This is a genomic window from Halomonas aquatica, assembly GCF_040196335.1.
Lineage (GTDB): Bacteria > Pseudomonadota > Gammaproteobacteria > Pseudomonadales > Halomonadaceae > Halomonas > Halomonas aquatica.
In genome coordinates, this window is sequence record NZ_JBEGCJ010000003.1 from 510570 (window position 1) to 523755 (window position 13186).

Sequence of the window (13186 nt, forward strand, 5' to 3'; positions counted from 1 at the left end):
CGCGGAGACCGCATGACCTTTTCCAACCTCGGCCTGCGTGCCGAACTGCTCCGTGCCGTCGAGGCACAGGGCTACACCACCCCGACCCCGATCCAGCTCAAGGCGATTCCCGCCGTTCTAAAGGGCGGCGATCTGCTGGCCAGTGCCCAGACCGGGACCGGCAAGACCGCCGGCTTCACCCTGCCGATGCTGCAGCGCCTGGCCGAGGGCCCTCGTCCGGCCAAGCGCCAGGTCCGCGCCCTGGTGCTGACCCCGACCCGCGAACTCGCCGCCCAGGTGGGCGAAAGCGTGGCCGACTATGGTCGTCACCTGACGCTTAAGTCACACGTGATCTTCGGCGGGGTCGGCCAGCAGCCTCAGGTGGATGCCATCCGGGCCGGGCTGGACGTGCTGGTGGCCACTCCCGGTCGCCTGCTCGACCTGCACCAGCAGAAGCACGTGGACCTCTCGAAGGTCGAGATACTGGTACTGGACGAAGCCGACCGCATGCTCGACATGGGCTTCATCCACGACATCAAGAAGATCCTGCGTGCACTACCTGAGAAACGCCAGAACCTGCTGTTCTCGGCCACCTTCTCCAACGAGATCCAGGCGCTGGCCGGCAAGCTGCTCGACGACCCGGCGATGATCGAGGTGGCACGTCGCAACACCACCGCCGAGCTCGTCGACCAGGCGATCTACCGTGTCGACCGCGAGAAGAAGCGCGAACTGCTCGCCCACCTGATTACCCGGCATGACTGGCAGCAGGTGCTGGTGTTCACCCGCACCAAGCACGGCGCCAACCGCCTGGCCGAACAGCTGTCCAAGCAGGACATCCCGGCCATGGCGATTCACGGCAACAAGAGCCAAACGGCTCGCACCAAGGCACTGGCCGCCTTCAAGACCGGTGACCTTCAGGTACTGGTAGCCACCGACATCGCCGCCCGCGGCCTGGACATCGAGGAGTTACCCCATGTGGTCAACTTCGAGCTGCCCAACGTGGCCGAGGACTATGTGCACCGTATCGGCCGCACCGGCCGGGCCGGCAGCGAAGGCAAGGCCGTATCGCTGGTCTGTGTCGATGAACACGGCCTGCTCAAGGGCATCGAGCGGCTGATCAAGCGCGACCTCGAGAAGCACATCGAGCCCGGTTTCGAACCCGACCCCAACGCACGGCCCGAACCCATTGAGAACGGCCGCGGCAAGCGTTCGGGGGGTGGTGGTCGCAACGGCCAGGGTCAGCGTCGTCAGGGGCAGGCCTCCGGCCAGCGCCGCGGCACCGACGAGAACCGCGCCCCGCGGCGTCGGCGCGGCGGTGGCGCCGGGTCGCGCCAGGCCTGAAGCTTGCCTGGCGGACTTCACCGTAATGAGCAAATGTAGTCCGCCAGGTCCCCTTGTCGCTATCCGTCCACCATCCAAGGCAGGACACGTCCATGGATGAAAAGAACCTCGTCAGCGACTATCGCCGCTGGCTGACCTTCCAGCAGCAGGCGCAACTCGACCGTGAACACCGCGGCGGCCGCCAGCGGCTCGAGGAGTCGAAGGTCTCGGCCACCCGCATGACCGAGGCCTACCGCAGCATGGCCGAGAAGGGAGCCAGCGAAGGTGCCAGCTATCGCACCCTCTTCCTGCGCGACCACGACGACACGGCCCTGGCCTGCGAAGGCTGGCTGTTCGTGCGCCGAGTGCTGGCCGAAGGGGGCTCCACCCGGGTGCGAGCCACCTTGCTGACCACCTTCACCCTCGAGGCGGGTCGCATCGAACCCGGCAACCGACCGGCCGAGAAGGTCACCCTGGAGATATTCGACCAGTTGCAGGTCGACCGCGGCATGAGCAGCGTGGTTCGGGTCGACAGAACCGAAGGGAACCGTGATACTCGATTCATCACCCTGCTCGATACGGTGCGGGGTGACCTGCGCAGACACATGGCGTGAGGTCAGAATGCTGAAGAAACTGTTCGGCAAGCAACCCGTCGACGTCTGGGTCATCAAGCAGGTCGATGATGACCTGCTCCACCTGTGTGGCCAGGCCTCGCTCGAGGGCGGGGGCAAGCGCAAGGCCGTGCTCGCCTCGCTGGCGCAGGATCAGTTTCAGGGCGCCGTTCACCTGGCCGGCAGTGGCCTGGTGCTCAATGCCCGACTGTTCGCCACCCTGGTGCCGCTTGACGAACTGACGTTGACCGACGATGGCCATGCCCATTGGCGTGGCCGCCTCTGGCGCGTCTCCCAGGTGCCCCAGCGATGCTGGAGCTTCGATGGCCGTCTGGTCGCGCAAAAGGTGAGCAACGTCGGCGGCCTGGGCCTGGTCAGCGCCGAGGATGTCTCGCCCATCCGTGAGCGTATCGACCAGGACACGCCCACTCCCCCCGGCACGGTCATCTTCCGCCCCGAGAACGAGCTGGAGGCGCCTCCACCGATCAACGATCCCCGGAAAAAGCGCAACTGACGCCACTTCTTCTTCCTGTGTTCACGTCCACGGCCGAACATCCCTTGATCCTGCACAAGGGAGAAGGCCGCTGGCCCTGCTAGGCTTAGGCAAGTTTCCCTCCTGTCGGCAGGCCGTTCATGGACCAGACGGTGGACATCGTCCTCGAGACCCGCGCCCTCACCCGTACCTACCGCATGGGGGAGGTGGACATCCAGGCACTGCGCGGCGTCGACCTCGCCCTGCATCGCGGGGAACTCATCGTGATGCTCGGCGCGTCGGGGTCCGGCAAGTCGACCCTGCTCAATATCCTCGGCGGACTGGACCGGGCCACGTCCGGCACGGTGTGCTACAGGGACCACGACCTGACCCATGCCTCCCAGCGCCAGTTGACCGCCTACCGGCGCCAGCACGTGGGCTTCGTGTTCCAGTTCTACAACCTGATCTCGAGCCTTACCGCCCGCGAGAACGTGGCGATCGTCACCGATATCAGCCGCGATCCACTGTCTCCTGAGTCGGCCCTGTCGATGGTCGGGCTTCAGGACAGGCTCGACCACTTCCCCTCCCAGCTCTCCGGCGGCGAGCAGCAACGCGTGGCCATCGCTCGGGCCATCGCCAAGCGCCCTTCCCTGCTGCTCTGCGATGAGCCAACCGGTGCGCTGGACTTTCGCACCGGCATTCGGGTCCTGGAGGTGATCGAGGCCCTCAACCGCGACACCGACACCACCATGGCGATCATCACTCACAACGCGGTGATCGGCGACATGGCAGACCGGGTCGTGCACCTGCGCGACGGCTGCGTGGACGGGGTCACGGTGCCCGCCCATCGCCGTCGAGCCCGTGAGCTTCAGTGGTGAGCCCATGAGGGCCCTGCATCGCAAGCTTCTGCGCGACCTCGGCCGGCTCAAGGGCCAGGCGCTGGCCATCGCCGTGGTGGTCGCAGGCGGAGTGATGACGCTGATCCTCTCGGTGACGATGCTGGGCGCCCTGACCCATGCCCAGCAACGCTTCTACGCCAGCCATCACTTCGCCGAAGTATTCGTCGACGTCAAGCGCGCCCCTCTGGGGCTTGTGGAGCGCCTGCAGAACATCCCCGGGGTCAATCTCATCGAGGCTCGCGTCGGCGCACCAGTGAGGCTCGCCGTCGCCGATTTCGATGACCCCGTGCGCGGCCAGATGGTCTCGATTCCCGACGGCCGCCAACCGACACTCAACCGCCTCCATCTGGTGGCGGGCCACCTACCCACGGTGGGTCGCGAGGAGCAGGTGGTGGTGAGCGACGCCTTCGCCGAGGCCCACGGGCTCACTCCCGGAGACAGCGTCGAGGCGATCATCAATGGACGCCGCACCCCTCTCACTCTCAGCGGCATCGCTCTGAGCCCCGAGTTCCTCTACCAGGCCGGTCCAACGGATCTGGTTCCCGACTATCGACGCTATGCCATCCTCTGGATGAATCAGCAGGCGCTGGCCGATGCCTATGGCATGAACGGCGCCTTCAATCAGCTCTCGCTGACCCTCCAGTCGGGCGCCGACCGGGATAGCGTCATCGATGCCCTGGACCTGGCCCTGTCACGCTACGGTGGGACCGGCGCCCGCACCCGGCACGACCAGCAGTCTCACCGATTCCTGGAAGAGGAGCTCAAGGGGCAACGCGCCCAGGCCAGGATCCTGCCCACCATCTTCCTGCTGGTGTCGGCCTTCCTGCTGAACGTCGTGATGACCCGCATCATTCGAACCCAGCGTGAGCAGATCGCCATCCTCAAGGCCTTCGGCTACCGGGATAGCGAACTGGCCCGCCACTACGCCGGACTCGCTCTGCTGATTGTGCTGCTGGGCTGGGCGCTGGGCGTAGGGCTCGGCGCCTGGACCGCTCGCTGGATGGCTGATCTCTATGCCGAATATTTCCGTTTCCCCGAGATGCGCTTCCCGATTCCCCACTGGGCGCTCGCCCTGTCGCTACTGCTGGCCGGCCTGTCGGCGTTGACAGGCAGCTGGCGAGCCGTCTGGCAGGCGGTCAGCGCGCCCCCTGCCGAAGCGATGCGCCCACCGGCGCCACAGCGCTTCCATCGCACCTGGCTCGAGCGCTCCCCGCTTCGTCACGCCCTGGGCAATTCAGGGCGGATCGTCCTGCGCCACCTGGCCCGGCAACCTGCCAAGATGGCCCTGTCGGTGACCGGCATCGCCCTCTCGGCGGGCCTGCTGATCATGGGCGCCTGGCAGATCGAGGCGCTGGACCGGATGCTCGACCGCCAGTATCGGGACATCATGCGCATGGACATCGAGCTGACCTTCGGCGATCCCGCTCCTACCAGGGCCGTGGGCGAACTGCGTCACCTGCCCGGTGTGCTGGCCGTAGAGCCCTGGCGTCGGGTTCCCGCCACCCTGATCAACGGCCATCGCCGCTATCGAACCGGCCTGCTGGGGCTCGAGGCCGTTCCCCGTCTGCGCCAGATCGTGGACGAGGCAGGCAATCCTCAGCCACTCCCCCCGGAGGGCCTGGTGCTGACCCGCTATCTGGGCCAAAGGCTGGGGGTCGGGGTCGGCGACTCCGTGGAGGTGGCGATCATGGAGGGTCATCGCCGTCGACTGTCGCTTCCGGTGGCCGCCCTGGTGGAAGAACCGATCGGGGTGGGTGCCTACCTGCGCCGGGATCGCCTCAATCATCTGATGCGGGAGGGACCCGCCATCAGCGGGGCCTGGCTGCTGGTCGACGACAACCGGCGCGATGACCTGATTGATGAGCTCCATGACCTGCCGGTGGTGGCGGGCATCGGCCTGATGGACGAAGCCGAAAATGGCGTGCGCCGCTACCTGGACGAGACTCTGCTGGTGTTCGCCATCGTGTTCGTGATCCTGGCCGGCTCGATCGCCTTCGGAGTGATCTACAACAATGCCCGGATCACCTTCGCCGAGCGTGCCCGAGAACTGGCCACCCTGCTCATTCTGGGCTACACCCGGGCGGAAGTATCACGGATACTGCTGGGAGAGATCGCCCTGCTGGGGGGTCTGGCCATTATCCCTGGCTGGGCCATAGGCATCGGCTTCTGCACCCTGCTCAGCGAAGCGTTCAGCAATGATCTCTTCCGTATCCCGCTGGCTTTCAGCCCGCGCATCTTCGGCCTGTCCGCCGCCGGCGTGGTGTCTGCCTCGGCACTGGTGGGCTTGCTGATGCTTCGCCGACTGTGGCGCCTGGATCAGGTCGCCGTCCTCAAGGCCCCGGAATGATTACCGGCAACGCCTGAGCCTGCCGCTCGACATGGAGTCCGTCATGCCCCACCCCCTACTCACTCCACGACGCATCCTCTGGACCCTGTCCGCCCTCGTCGCGCTGACCCTGCTCATCTGGGCGCTGCGCCCGGCGCCGGTCCGAGTGAACACGGCCACGGTGGCGAGCGCCCCCTTCGTGGACTCGGTCACCGAGGAGGGACGTACCCGGCTTCGAGACACCTGGCACGTCAGTGCCCCCATCACTGGCTACCTGCTTCGCGTGGCGCTGGAAGTGGGCGACGATGTGGACGAAGGCCAGGTGCTGTTCCGCCTCGAGCCAAGCCCTGCGCCCGCTCTGGATGCCCGCAGTCGCGAGCAGGCCAAGGACGCCCTCCAGGCCTCTAGGGCCAGGCTCCAGGCGGCACAGGCCAATCTGGAGACGGCCACTGCCGAACGCCGATTCGCCGAGGCCGAGTACCTGCGCTACCTCCGACTCCATGGACGCAGCCTGGTGTCGACCGCTGACCTGGAGCATCGTGAAAGCCTTCGTGATCGGCAGCGGGCGCTGGAACGGGCCGCTGCCTCTAGCGTGGAGGCGTCGCGCTTCGAGGTGGAGAGCGCCCGAGCGATGCTCGCGGTAACCAGCGGACAGCGCAGTGGCACGGACCAGCCGGTGCTGGAGGTGGCGGCGCCCGTGTCCGGCGTCGTGCTGGAGCGGTTTCGCTGCTGCGAGGGGACGGTGGAAGCCGGCCAGCCTATCCTGGAGATCGGCCGACTAGCGGACATGGAGGTCCTCGTCGACCTGCTCTCCATGGACGCGGTACGCCTGCAGTCGGGCATGAAGGTCCGGATCACCGGCTGGGGCGGCACAGCGCTTTCCGGAACGGTCAGGCGCATCGAGCCCGCCGGCTTTACCCGCACCTCGGCGCTGGGGGTCGACGAGCAGCGGGTCCCGGTGGTCATCGACTTCGCCGAGGAGACCGACCCCGCCGCTCTGGGGCTCGGCACCGGGTTCCGTGTCGAGGTGGAGTTCCTGATCTGGCAGGGCGATGACGTGCTGCAGATACCCACCAGCGCCCTGTTCCGCGACGACGGGCGCTGGGCGGCCTACGTGGTCGAGGACGATCGCGCCCGGCTGCGCCAGCTGGAGATCGGCCGCCAGAGCGGGCTGGCCAGCCAGGTCCTTTCCGGGATCGAGGAAGGTGCGCGCGTCGTGACCCACCCGGGCGATGCGCTCACCGACGGGGCGGCGGTCACGTCGGAAGAATGACCCCGGCGACTTGCCTGGCGTCGTGCCCGCCGTATGATGGGGCCTGTGACCGCCCGGAAGCTCTGGAGTCCCCATGACCGCCGCAGACGACCCCACCCCCAGCGTACTGGTGATCTATACCGGTGGCACCCTGGGCATGGTGCCGGGCCCGGAGGGCCTGATCCCGGGCCGGGACATCGAGGCCCGGCTGCGTCGGTCCCTGGCCGCCCTGCCCCCGGCGCGCCAGGCGAGCCTGCCGACCTTCGAGGTACTCGAGACCGATATTCCCATCGATTCCAGCAGCGCCACGCCGCACCAATGGCAGGCGCTGGCCGCGCTGGTGGCCCGACGCCACCGCCAGCATGCCGGCATCGTCATCCTGCATGGCACCGACACCCTGGCCTGGACGGCCTCGAGCCTGGCCTTCCAGCTGCTCGGGGTCGATCGACCCGTCATCCTCACCGGCGCCATGCGACCCCTGGAGGCCGAGGGCAGTGATGCGACGACCAATGTCGAGGACGCCTTGCGTTTCGCGGTAACGCCACGCCTGCAGGAGGTAGCGATCTGCTTCGCGGGCAGGCTCCTGCGGGGTTGCCGTACCCGCAAATGGCAGACCCAGGACGCCGACGCCTTTGCCAGCCCCAACCAGTCCCTCCTCGGCGAGCGGGTGGACCAGGAGGTGGTGATCTATCCGGGGCGCGGCCTGGCGGATCAACAGCGCGGTGCGCCACGCTTCGAGCTGCCCGACTATTCCACGCTGGCATCGGGCGGGGTGATTCGCCTGGCACTCTGGCCAGGCCTGCAGGCCTGGCAGATCGAGGCCTGGCTCTGCGACGATCGGGTACGCGGCGCGATGCTGGAGGTATGGGGAGGCGGCAACCTGCCTGACGACCCGGCACTGGTCGGGGCCCTGGCCCGGGCGAGCGGCGAGGGCAAGCTGCTGGCCGCCCTCAGCCAGTGTCCCCACGGCCCGGTGGCCTTCGGCGGCTACGCAGCGGGTCAGGGACTCACCGATGCCGGAGTGCTCTCGGCCGAGGACATGACCCCCGAGGCCACCTTCACCAAGCTGGTCCATCTGCTGGCCCAGCCATTCGAGCAAAGCGAGCGACGGCGACGCTTCCTCACGCCGCTGGTCGGCGAGCGTTGAGACGCCATCGGCAGCGTTGACGCACAGCAACAAGCACGCCGGTGCGGAAATCGCTAAGGTGTGAGTATCTCTACCGGTCAGCAGGAGTCACTCCATGGAACATCCCGACCACCCCTTCACCGAACTCTTCGAGCAGCTCGGCCTCGCCTCGGATCCAGCGGCGATCAAGCGGTTCATCGATCACCACGCACCCATTCCCGAGGATGTCGCGCTGCCCGATGCCGCCTGCTGGAACGAGGGCCAGGCGGAGTTCCTGCGCGAGGCCCATGACGAGGACGCCGACTGGGCGGAGGTGGTGGATCACCTCGACGCCTCGTTGCGCAAGGGCTGAGGCCCACGCCGCGTGATCACCTCTTGAGGCCACCACGCTAACGCTACGATGCCGCCCGTCATCGTGACGGGCGGCATCGTGTTGTGACCGGTGACGGCGTGCGGGACCGGCTAGAGCCGCGCCTCGACGCGCTCCAGAATCTGCCGGCTGACCTTGCCCACCAGGGGCCTGGCGGCGCGGTTGACGGCCTTTTCCAGTAGACGATTGCGAATCGTGTAGGTCAGGGTCAGGGCCACCTCGGTGCCCTCCTCGACCGGCGTCAGCCGATAGCAGCCCTGGTTGCGAACACCGTCCAGCGACTCCCAGGCCAGCACCTTCGGGGCACGCGACTCGGTGATGGCGACGTCGAAGGTCCAGTCCATCCCGACCGCATGCACATGCCAGCGATAATGGTCCCCGCCGAGCGGCTCGATGGCCTGGATCAGGTCGGAGTAGTCGGCAAAGTCCTCGACCCGTTCGAGCAGGGCGAAGACCCGTTCCGGGGATGCCTTGATAATCGCACTGTGTTCGATGGTCGCCATACCGCTCCCTGTTCGACTGCTCGAATGCCAATCGTCCACTACCTTGTCGCCGGCGGCCATGGAAGTCCAGCCGCCCACTGGCTCAAAGGTCGCGCATCAGCAGCGCGAACTCGATACGCTCAGGCGCGATCTCCTCGCCGGGCACGGGGATGCGCACCACATGGCCGGACCCGGGCGCCGCGCCGACCGACTCGCCACGACGATTCTCGATATGCTCGAGCACGAAGCGGCGGTTGCCGCCGGGCAGCATCAGCTCCATGGAATCACCGACCTCGAAGCGGTTCTTGACGTCGATCTCCAGCACGCCGCGATCCGGGTCGTAGGCGGTGATCTCGCCGACGAACTGCTGATGCACTCCCACCGAGTTGCCCTGCTCGTAGTTCTGGTACTGGTCGTGGACGTGACGACGATAGAACCCTTCCGTGTAGCCACGATTGGCCAGGTTGTCGAGTTCGTCCATCAGTCGCATGTCGAAGGGCCGACCGGCCACGGCGTCGTCGATGGCCCGGCGGTAGACCTGGGCGGTGCGCGCCACGTAGTAGGGCGACTTGGTGCGACCTTCGATCTTCAGCGAGGTCACGCCCATTTCGGTCAGGCGCGGGACGTGCTGCACGGCGCGCAGGTCCTTGGAGTTCATGATGTAGGTGCCGTGTTCGTCCTCGTAGACCGGCATCATCTCACCGGGCCGAGTGCGATCCTCGATCAGCGCAGAGAGCTCGTCCTGGCCCTCCACGCCACCGGCGGTGGCTGTATTCTCCATTGTGTCGACCATCTCGGCACTGCCGCCGCCGGAGGCAATCATGCCGCTGCCCTGGGCTCCCGACTGACCCGGGGTCCAGATGCCGCTGGCGGCATGGGCGCGGGCCGAATTGGCCGGCACCAGGTCACCGGTCTCGTCCTCTGACGCCGCCACGGTGTTGTACTTCCAGCGGCAGGCATTGGTACAGGTGCCCTGATTGGGGTCGCGGTGGTTGAAGTAGCCGGAGAGCAGGCAGCGTCCGGAATAGGCGATGCACAGCGCGCCGTGAACGAAGGTCTCGATCTCCAGATCCGGGCATTCGGCGCGGATCTGGGCGATCTCCTCCAGCGACAGCTCGCGGGAGAGGATGATGCGGCTGATGCCCTGCTGTTGCCAGAATCGGGCCGCGGCATAGTTCACCACGTTGGACTGCACCGAGAGGTGGATGACCTGGTCGGGCCAGCGCTCACGGATCATCATGATCAGACCCGGATCGGACATGATAAGGGCATCCGGCCCGGCCTCGATCACCGGTTCCATGTCGCGCAGGTAGGTCTTGAGCTTGCTGTTGTGGGGCGCGATGTTGGAGGCCACATAGAACTGCTTGCCCCGCTCGTGGGCATAGGCGATGCCCTTGTGCAGGTTGTCGATCTTGAAGTCGTTGTTGCGCACGCGCAGCGAGTAGCGCGGCTGGCCGGCATAGACCGCGTCCGCCCCGTAGGCGAAGGCATAGCGCATGTTCTTGAAGGTGCCGGCAGGCGACAGCAGTTCGGGGGCTTTCATGGGATCACCGTTGTCAGGACGATGGCACCGCTCGGCAGGAGACCCGCACGGGTGCAAGGAGTGGGAGGCGCAGAAGTCTAGCAATTGGCACCGATTCTGGCCAGATCCGGCACCCTTGAGTAAACTGTCGCGCGCCGGACCGGACCCCGGCACCCGCTCCCACCCCTCGCCCACGGCGGGGCGGGAGAGACAAATTCTCCGACCAGAGCTTCCGACATGATCCACTCCTCCGATCCCGCCACCGTGGTGATCTACTCCGGCGGCATGGACTCCTTCACCGTGCTGCATCGCGCCCTTCGCGAGGGGCTCGACGTCCACGCCCTCTCGTTCGACTACGGCCAGCGCCACCGCCGCGAGCTGGAAGTGGCCGAGCGCGTCTGCCGCGAACTCGGCGTGCCCCACCAGGTGGTCGACATCACCGCCATCCACGGCCTGATCGACAATTCGGCGCTCACCGACGCGAGCCGGGAGATGCCCGACGGCGACTACGCGGCCGGCAACCTGACCGACACCGTGGTGCCGAACCGCAACATGATCCTGCTGTCGCTGGCCATCGCCAAGGCGGTGAACATCGGGGCCGGTCGGGTCGACTACGGCGCCCACGGCGGTGACCACGTGCTCTACCCGGACTGCCGCCCCGAGTTCGTCCAGGCGATGAATGCCGTGGCCGGGATCGCCAACTTCACGCCGGTGACGATCCATGCCCCCTTCCTGCGCTCGGGCAAGGCGGAGATCCTCGCCGAGGGCCTGGCCATGGACCTGGATTACGCCGACACCTGGACCTGCTACCGCGGCGAGGCCCTGGCCTGCGGCCGCTGCGGCAGCTGTCGGGAGCGCCTCGCGGCCTTCCGCGCCAATGGCGCCGTCGATCCCCTGGGCTATTCAGAGCGGCCCGACCCCGCCGCCGATGCCCAGCGGACCGACCTCCACGAAGGAGCGCCCTGATGTACAGCGTCAAGGAGGCCTTCTACTCGCTGCAGGGCGAAGGAGGCCAGGCGGGCCGCGCCAGCGTCTTCTGCCGCTTCACCGGCTGCAACCTCTGGTCGGGCCGCGAGAGGGATCGTGCCACGGCCGCCTGTCGCTTCTGCGATACCGACTTCATCGGCACCGACGGCCAGCATGGCGGTCGCTTCTCGGATGCCACCGCTCTGGCCGACCACCTGGCCGCCCTCTGGCCGGATCAGGACGGCGTCGCCACGCCCTATGTGGTTTTCACCGGCGGCGAACCGCTGCTGCAGCTGGACGAGGCCCTGGTAACCGCCATGCATGAACGCGGCTTCGAAGTCGCGGTGGAGACCAACGGCACCCTTCCCGCCCCCGCCGGCATCGACTGGCTCTGCGTGAGCCCCAAGGGCGACGCCCCCCTCGTCCTCACCGGCGGCGACGAGCTCAAGCTGGTCCACCCCCAGGCCGGGGTCTCACCCGAAGGCTTCGCGCGGCTGGGTTTCGCCCACTTCTTCCTGCAGCCCATGGACACCGCTCCCGCCGGCATCGCGGGCGACAGCATGGCCCAGACGGTGGCCTACTGCCTGGCCCACCCCCAGTGGCGGCTGTCGCTGCAGACCCACAAGATCGCGGGAGTCGACTGATGACCCTCTTCGTCAACCGTCTCACCCACCTCGACGTCTCTCTGTGGTGCCCCACGCGGGGCCTGGTCGGCGCCAGCTGGCGGGTCGACGTCGAACTCGACGGCGAGCTCGGCGAGGACGGCATGCTCTTCGATTTCGGCGAGGTGAAGCCCTGGATCAAGTCGTCGATCGACGCCGGGGTCGACCATACCCTGCTGGTCCCCGCCCGGGCGCGGGGCGTGACGCTGCACGACTGCCGGGAGGGGCTCTGCCTGCGCAGCGACATCCCCTATCCCCTGGAGATTCGCGCCCCGCGACAGGCCCTGAGCCTGCTGCCCTGGCCCAAGATCACCCCGGAGCGTCTCGCCGACTACCTCTCGGCCGAGCTGATGCGCCGGCCGCCGCCCCGGGTCAGCAACATTCGCCTGACCCTGAGCGAGGAGGCGATCGACGGTGCCGCCTACACCTACAGCCACGGCCTGAAGCGCCATGCCGGCAACTGCCAGCGCATCGCCCATGGCCATCGTTCGCGGCTGCACGTCTGGCAGGGCGGACAGCGGATGCCGGCGTTGGAGGCGCGCTGGGCCGACTGGCTGGCCGACCGCTACCTGGTCGACGAGGCGGACATCATCGAGGACGACGAGCCGGATTTCCGCGACCTGCTGACCAGCCGCTACCGCGCCGAGCAGGGGCAGTTCTTCCTGCGTCTGCCCCGCCACCGCTGCGCCGTGATGCCGACCCCCACCACAGTGGAGCACATCGCCGCCTGGCTGGCCGAGGCGATCACCCGGGAGAGTGGCCGCGCCACCCGGGTCCAGGCCTTCGAGGGCATCGACAAGGGGGCCATCGCCGAGGCGCGACCATGAGGGACCCCGCCGAGACCGTCTCCCCGGGGGAGTGCCGCCCTGGCTGCGGCGCCTGCTGCATCGCCCCCTCGATCAGCTCGCCGATCCCCGGCATGCCCGACGGCAAACCGGCGGGCATGCGTTGCGTCCAGCTCGACGAGGCTAACCTATGTCGGCTGTTCGGCGACCCGCGCCGTCCGTCGGTGTGCGCACGCTTCGACTATGACCCCGAGCTGTGCGGCGACCGGCGGGACGAGGCTCTCGAGCGCATCGAGGCCCTTGAGCTGGCAACCTGACCGCTGGTGCCTGACCGACGTCACCCTGACAGGACTCGCAGTCATGAACGAAAACGGCGCCCCTTGGGGCGCCGTTCTGGTCTTCGGACTTCAGTCT

Annotated in this window: 14 protein-coding genes; 12 read left to right on the top strand and 2 right to left on the bottom strand. The window is 67.5% G+C overall.

Annotated features, from left to right (window positions below):
- The first annotated feature begins 12 nt into the window (after window positions 1-12).
- The 8 genes from ABE960_RS08725 (at window position 13) to ABE960_RS08760 (ending at window position 8337) form a co-directional block, all read left to right on the top strand.
- Entirely contained in the window at window positions 13-1320 is a 1308-nt protein-coding gene (locus tag ABE960_RS08725; protein WP_349761857.1) for a DEAD/DEAH box helicase, read from the top strand.
- Between the two features lie 92 nt (window positions 1321-1412).
- Entirely contained in the window at window positions 1413-1913 is a 501-nt protein-coding gene (locus tag ABE960_RS08730) for a hypothetical protein (RefSeq protein ID WP_349761858.1), read from the top strand.
- Window positions 1914-1920: 7 nt separating this feature from the next.
- The gene (locus ABE960_RS08735; protein ID WP_349761859.1) at window positions 1921-2424 is read left to right on the top strand and encodes a hypothetical protein; all 504 of its coding nucleotides are present in this window, start codon (window positions 1921-1923) and stop codon (window positions 2422-2424) included.
- A gap of 119 nt (window positions 2425-2543) precedes the next feature.
- The gene (locus ABE960_RS08740; protein ID WP_349761860.1) at window positions 2544-3260 is read left to right on the top strand and encodes an ABC transporter ATP-binding protein; all 717 of its coding nucleotides are present in this window, start codon (window positions 2544-2546) and stop codon (window positions 3258-3260) included.
- A gap of 4 nt (window positions 3261-3264) precedes the next feature.
- Window positions 3265-5628 carry an ABC transporter permease gene (locus ABE960_RS08745; protein WP_349761861.1) on the top strand — a complete coding sequence of 788 codons (2364 nt, stop codon included), beginning with the start codon at window positions 3265-3267 and terminating at the stop codon, window positions 5626-5628.
- A gap of 43 nt (window positions 5629-5671) precedes the next feature.
- On the top strand, window positions 5672-6880 hold the full coding sequence (locus tag ABE960_RS08750) for an efflux RND transporter periplasmic adaptor subunit (RefSeq protein WP_349761862.1): 1209 nt from the start codon (window positions 5672-5674) through the stop codon (window positions 6878-6880).
- Between the two features lie 73 nt (window positions 6881-6953).
- Window positions 6954-8006: an asparaginase gene (locus tag ABE960_RS08755; protein ID WP_349761863.1), complete on the top strand. Its 1053-nt coding sequence runs from the start codon at window positions 6954-6956 to the stop codon at window positions 8004-8006.
- A 94-nt stretch (window positions 8007-8100) separates the two neighbouring features.
- Window positions 8101-8337: a DUF2789 domain-containing protein gene (locus ABE960_RS08760; RefSeq protein ID WP_349761864.1), complete on the top strand. Its 237-nt coding sequence runs from the start codon at window positions 8101-8103 to the stop codon at window positions 8335-8337.
- Window positions 8338-8447: 110 nt separating this feature from the next.
- Here the strand turns inward: ABE960_RS08760 and ABE960_RS08765 are convergent, their stop codons facing one another.
- Window positions 8448-8858 (bottom strand): SRPBCC family protein, encoded by a 411-nt coding sequence (locus ABE960_RS08765; protein WP_349761865.1) that lies wholly within the window; start codon window positions 8856-8858, stop codon window positions 8448-8450.
- Between the two features lie 82 nt (window positions 8859-8940).
- A complete protein-coding gene (trhP, locus tag ABE960_RS08770) occupies window positions 8941-10380 on the bottom strand; it encodes a prephenate-dependent tRNA uridine(34) hydroxylase TrhP (RefSeq protein WP_349761866.1) in 1440 nt (479 codons plus the stop codon).
- A 216-nt stretch (window positions 10381-10596) separates the two neighbouring features.
- Here trhP and queC point away from each other — a divergent pair, with 216 nt between their 5' ends.
- The 4 genes from queC to ABE960_RS08790 are packed head-to-tail and all read left to right on the top strand — an operon-like array spanning window position 10597 to window position 13089.
- Window positions 10597-11325, top strand: coding sequence for a 7-cyano-7-deazaguanine synthase QueC (queC, locus tag ABE960_RS08775; protein WP_349761867.1), 729 nt, complete (start codon window positions 10597-10599; stop codon window positions 11323-11325).
- The gene (queE, locus tag ABE960_RS08780; RefSeq protein ID WP_349761868.1) at window positions 11325-11969 is read left to right on the top strand and encodes a 7-carboxy-7-deazaguanine synthase; all 645 of its coding nucleotides are present in this window, start codon (window positions 11325-11327) and stop codon (window positions 11967-11969) included. The genes queC and queE overlap by 1 nt, the downstream gene beginning before the upstream one ends.
- A complete protein-coding gene (locus ABE960_RS08785) occupies window positions 11969-12814 on the top strand; it encodes a 6-carboxytetrahydropterin synthase (protein WP_349761869.1) in 846 nt (281 codons plus the stop codon). The genes queE and ABE960_RS08785 overlap by 1 nt, the downstream gene beginning before the upstream one ends.
- Window positions 12811-13089, top strand: coding sequence for a YkgJ family cysteine cluster protein (locus ABE960_RS08790; protein WP_349761870.1), 279 nt, complete (start codon window positions 12811-12813; stop codon window positions 13087-13089). The genes ABE960_RS08785 and ABE960_RS08790 overlap by 4 nt, the downstream gene beginning before the upstream one ends.
- Window positions 13090-13186 lie beyond the last annotated feature (97 nt).

What these genes read in the sequence shown, in the direction of transcription:
- ABE960_RS08740 (WP_349761860.1), top strand. Translation starts at nt 2,544, where the DNA reads ATGGACCAGACGGTGGACATCGTCCTCGAGACCCGCGCCCTCACCCGT.
- ABE960_RS08755 (WP_349761863.1), top strand. Translation starts at nt 6,954, where the DNA reads ATGACCGCCGCAGACGACCCCACCCCCAGCGTACTGGTGATCTATACC.
- ABE960_RS08745 (WP_349761861.1), top strand. Translation starts at nt 3,265, where the DNA reads ATGAGGGCCCTGCATCGCAAGCTTCTGCGCGACCTCGGCCGGCTCAAG.
- ABE960_RS08735 (WP_349761859.1), top strand. Translation starts at nt 1,921, where the DNA reads ATGCTGAAGAAACTGTTCGGCAAGCAACCCGTCGACGTCTGGGTCATC.
- ABE960_RS08790 (WP_349761870.1), top strand. Translation starts at nt 12,811, where the DNA reads ATGAGGGACCCCGCCGAGACCGTCTCCCCGGGGGAGTGCCGCCCTGGC.
- ABE960_RS08730 (WP_349761858.1), top strand. Translation starts at nt 1,413, where the DNA reads ATGGATGAAAAGAACCTCGTCAGCGACTATCGCCGCTGGCTGACCTTC.
- ABE960_RS08760 (WP_349761864.1), top strand. Translation starts at nt 8,101, where the DNA reads ATGGAACATCCCGACCACCCCTTCACCGAACTCTTCGAGCAGCTCGGC.
- ABE960_RS08785 (WP_349761869.1), top strand. Translation starts at nt 11,969, where the DNA reads ATGACCCTCTTCGTCAACCGTCTCACCCACCTCGACGTCTCTCTGTGG.
- ABE960_RS08725 (WP_349761857.1), top strand. Translation starts at nt 13, where the DNA reads ATGACCTTTTCCAACCTCGGCCTGCGTGCCGAACTGCTCCGTGCCGTC.
- queC (WP_349761867.1), top strand. Translation starts at nt 10,597, where the DNA reads ATGATCCACTCCTCCGATCCCGCCACCGTGGTGATCTACTCCGGCGGC.
- ABE960_RS08765 (WP_349761865.1), bottom strand. Translation starts at nt 8,858, where the DNA reads ATGGCGACCATCGAACACAGTGCGATTATCAAGGCATCCCCGGAACGG.
- trhP (WP_349761866.1), bottom strand. Translation starts at nt 10,380, where the DNA reads ATGAAAGCCCCCGAACTGCTGTCGCCTGCCGGCACCTTCAAGAACATG.
- queE (WP_349761868.1), top strand. Translation starts at nt 11,325, where the DNA reads ATGTACAGCGTCAAGGAGGCCTTCTACTCGCTGCAGGGCGAAGGAGGC.
- ABE960_RS08750 (WP_349761862.1), top strand. Translation starts at nt 5,672, where the DNA reads ATGCCCCACCCCCTACTCACTCCACGACGCATCCTCTGGACCCTGTCC.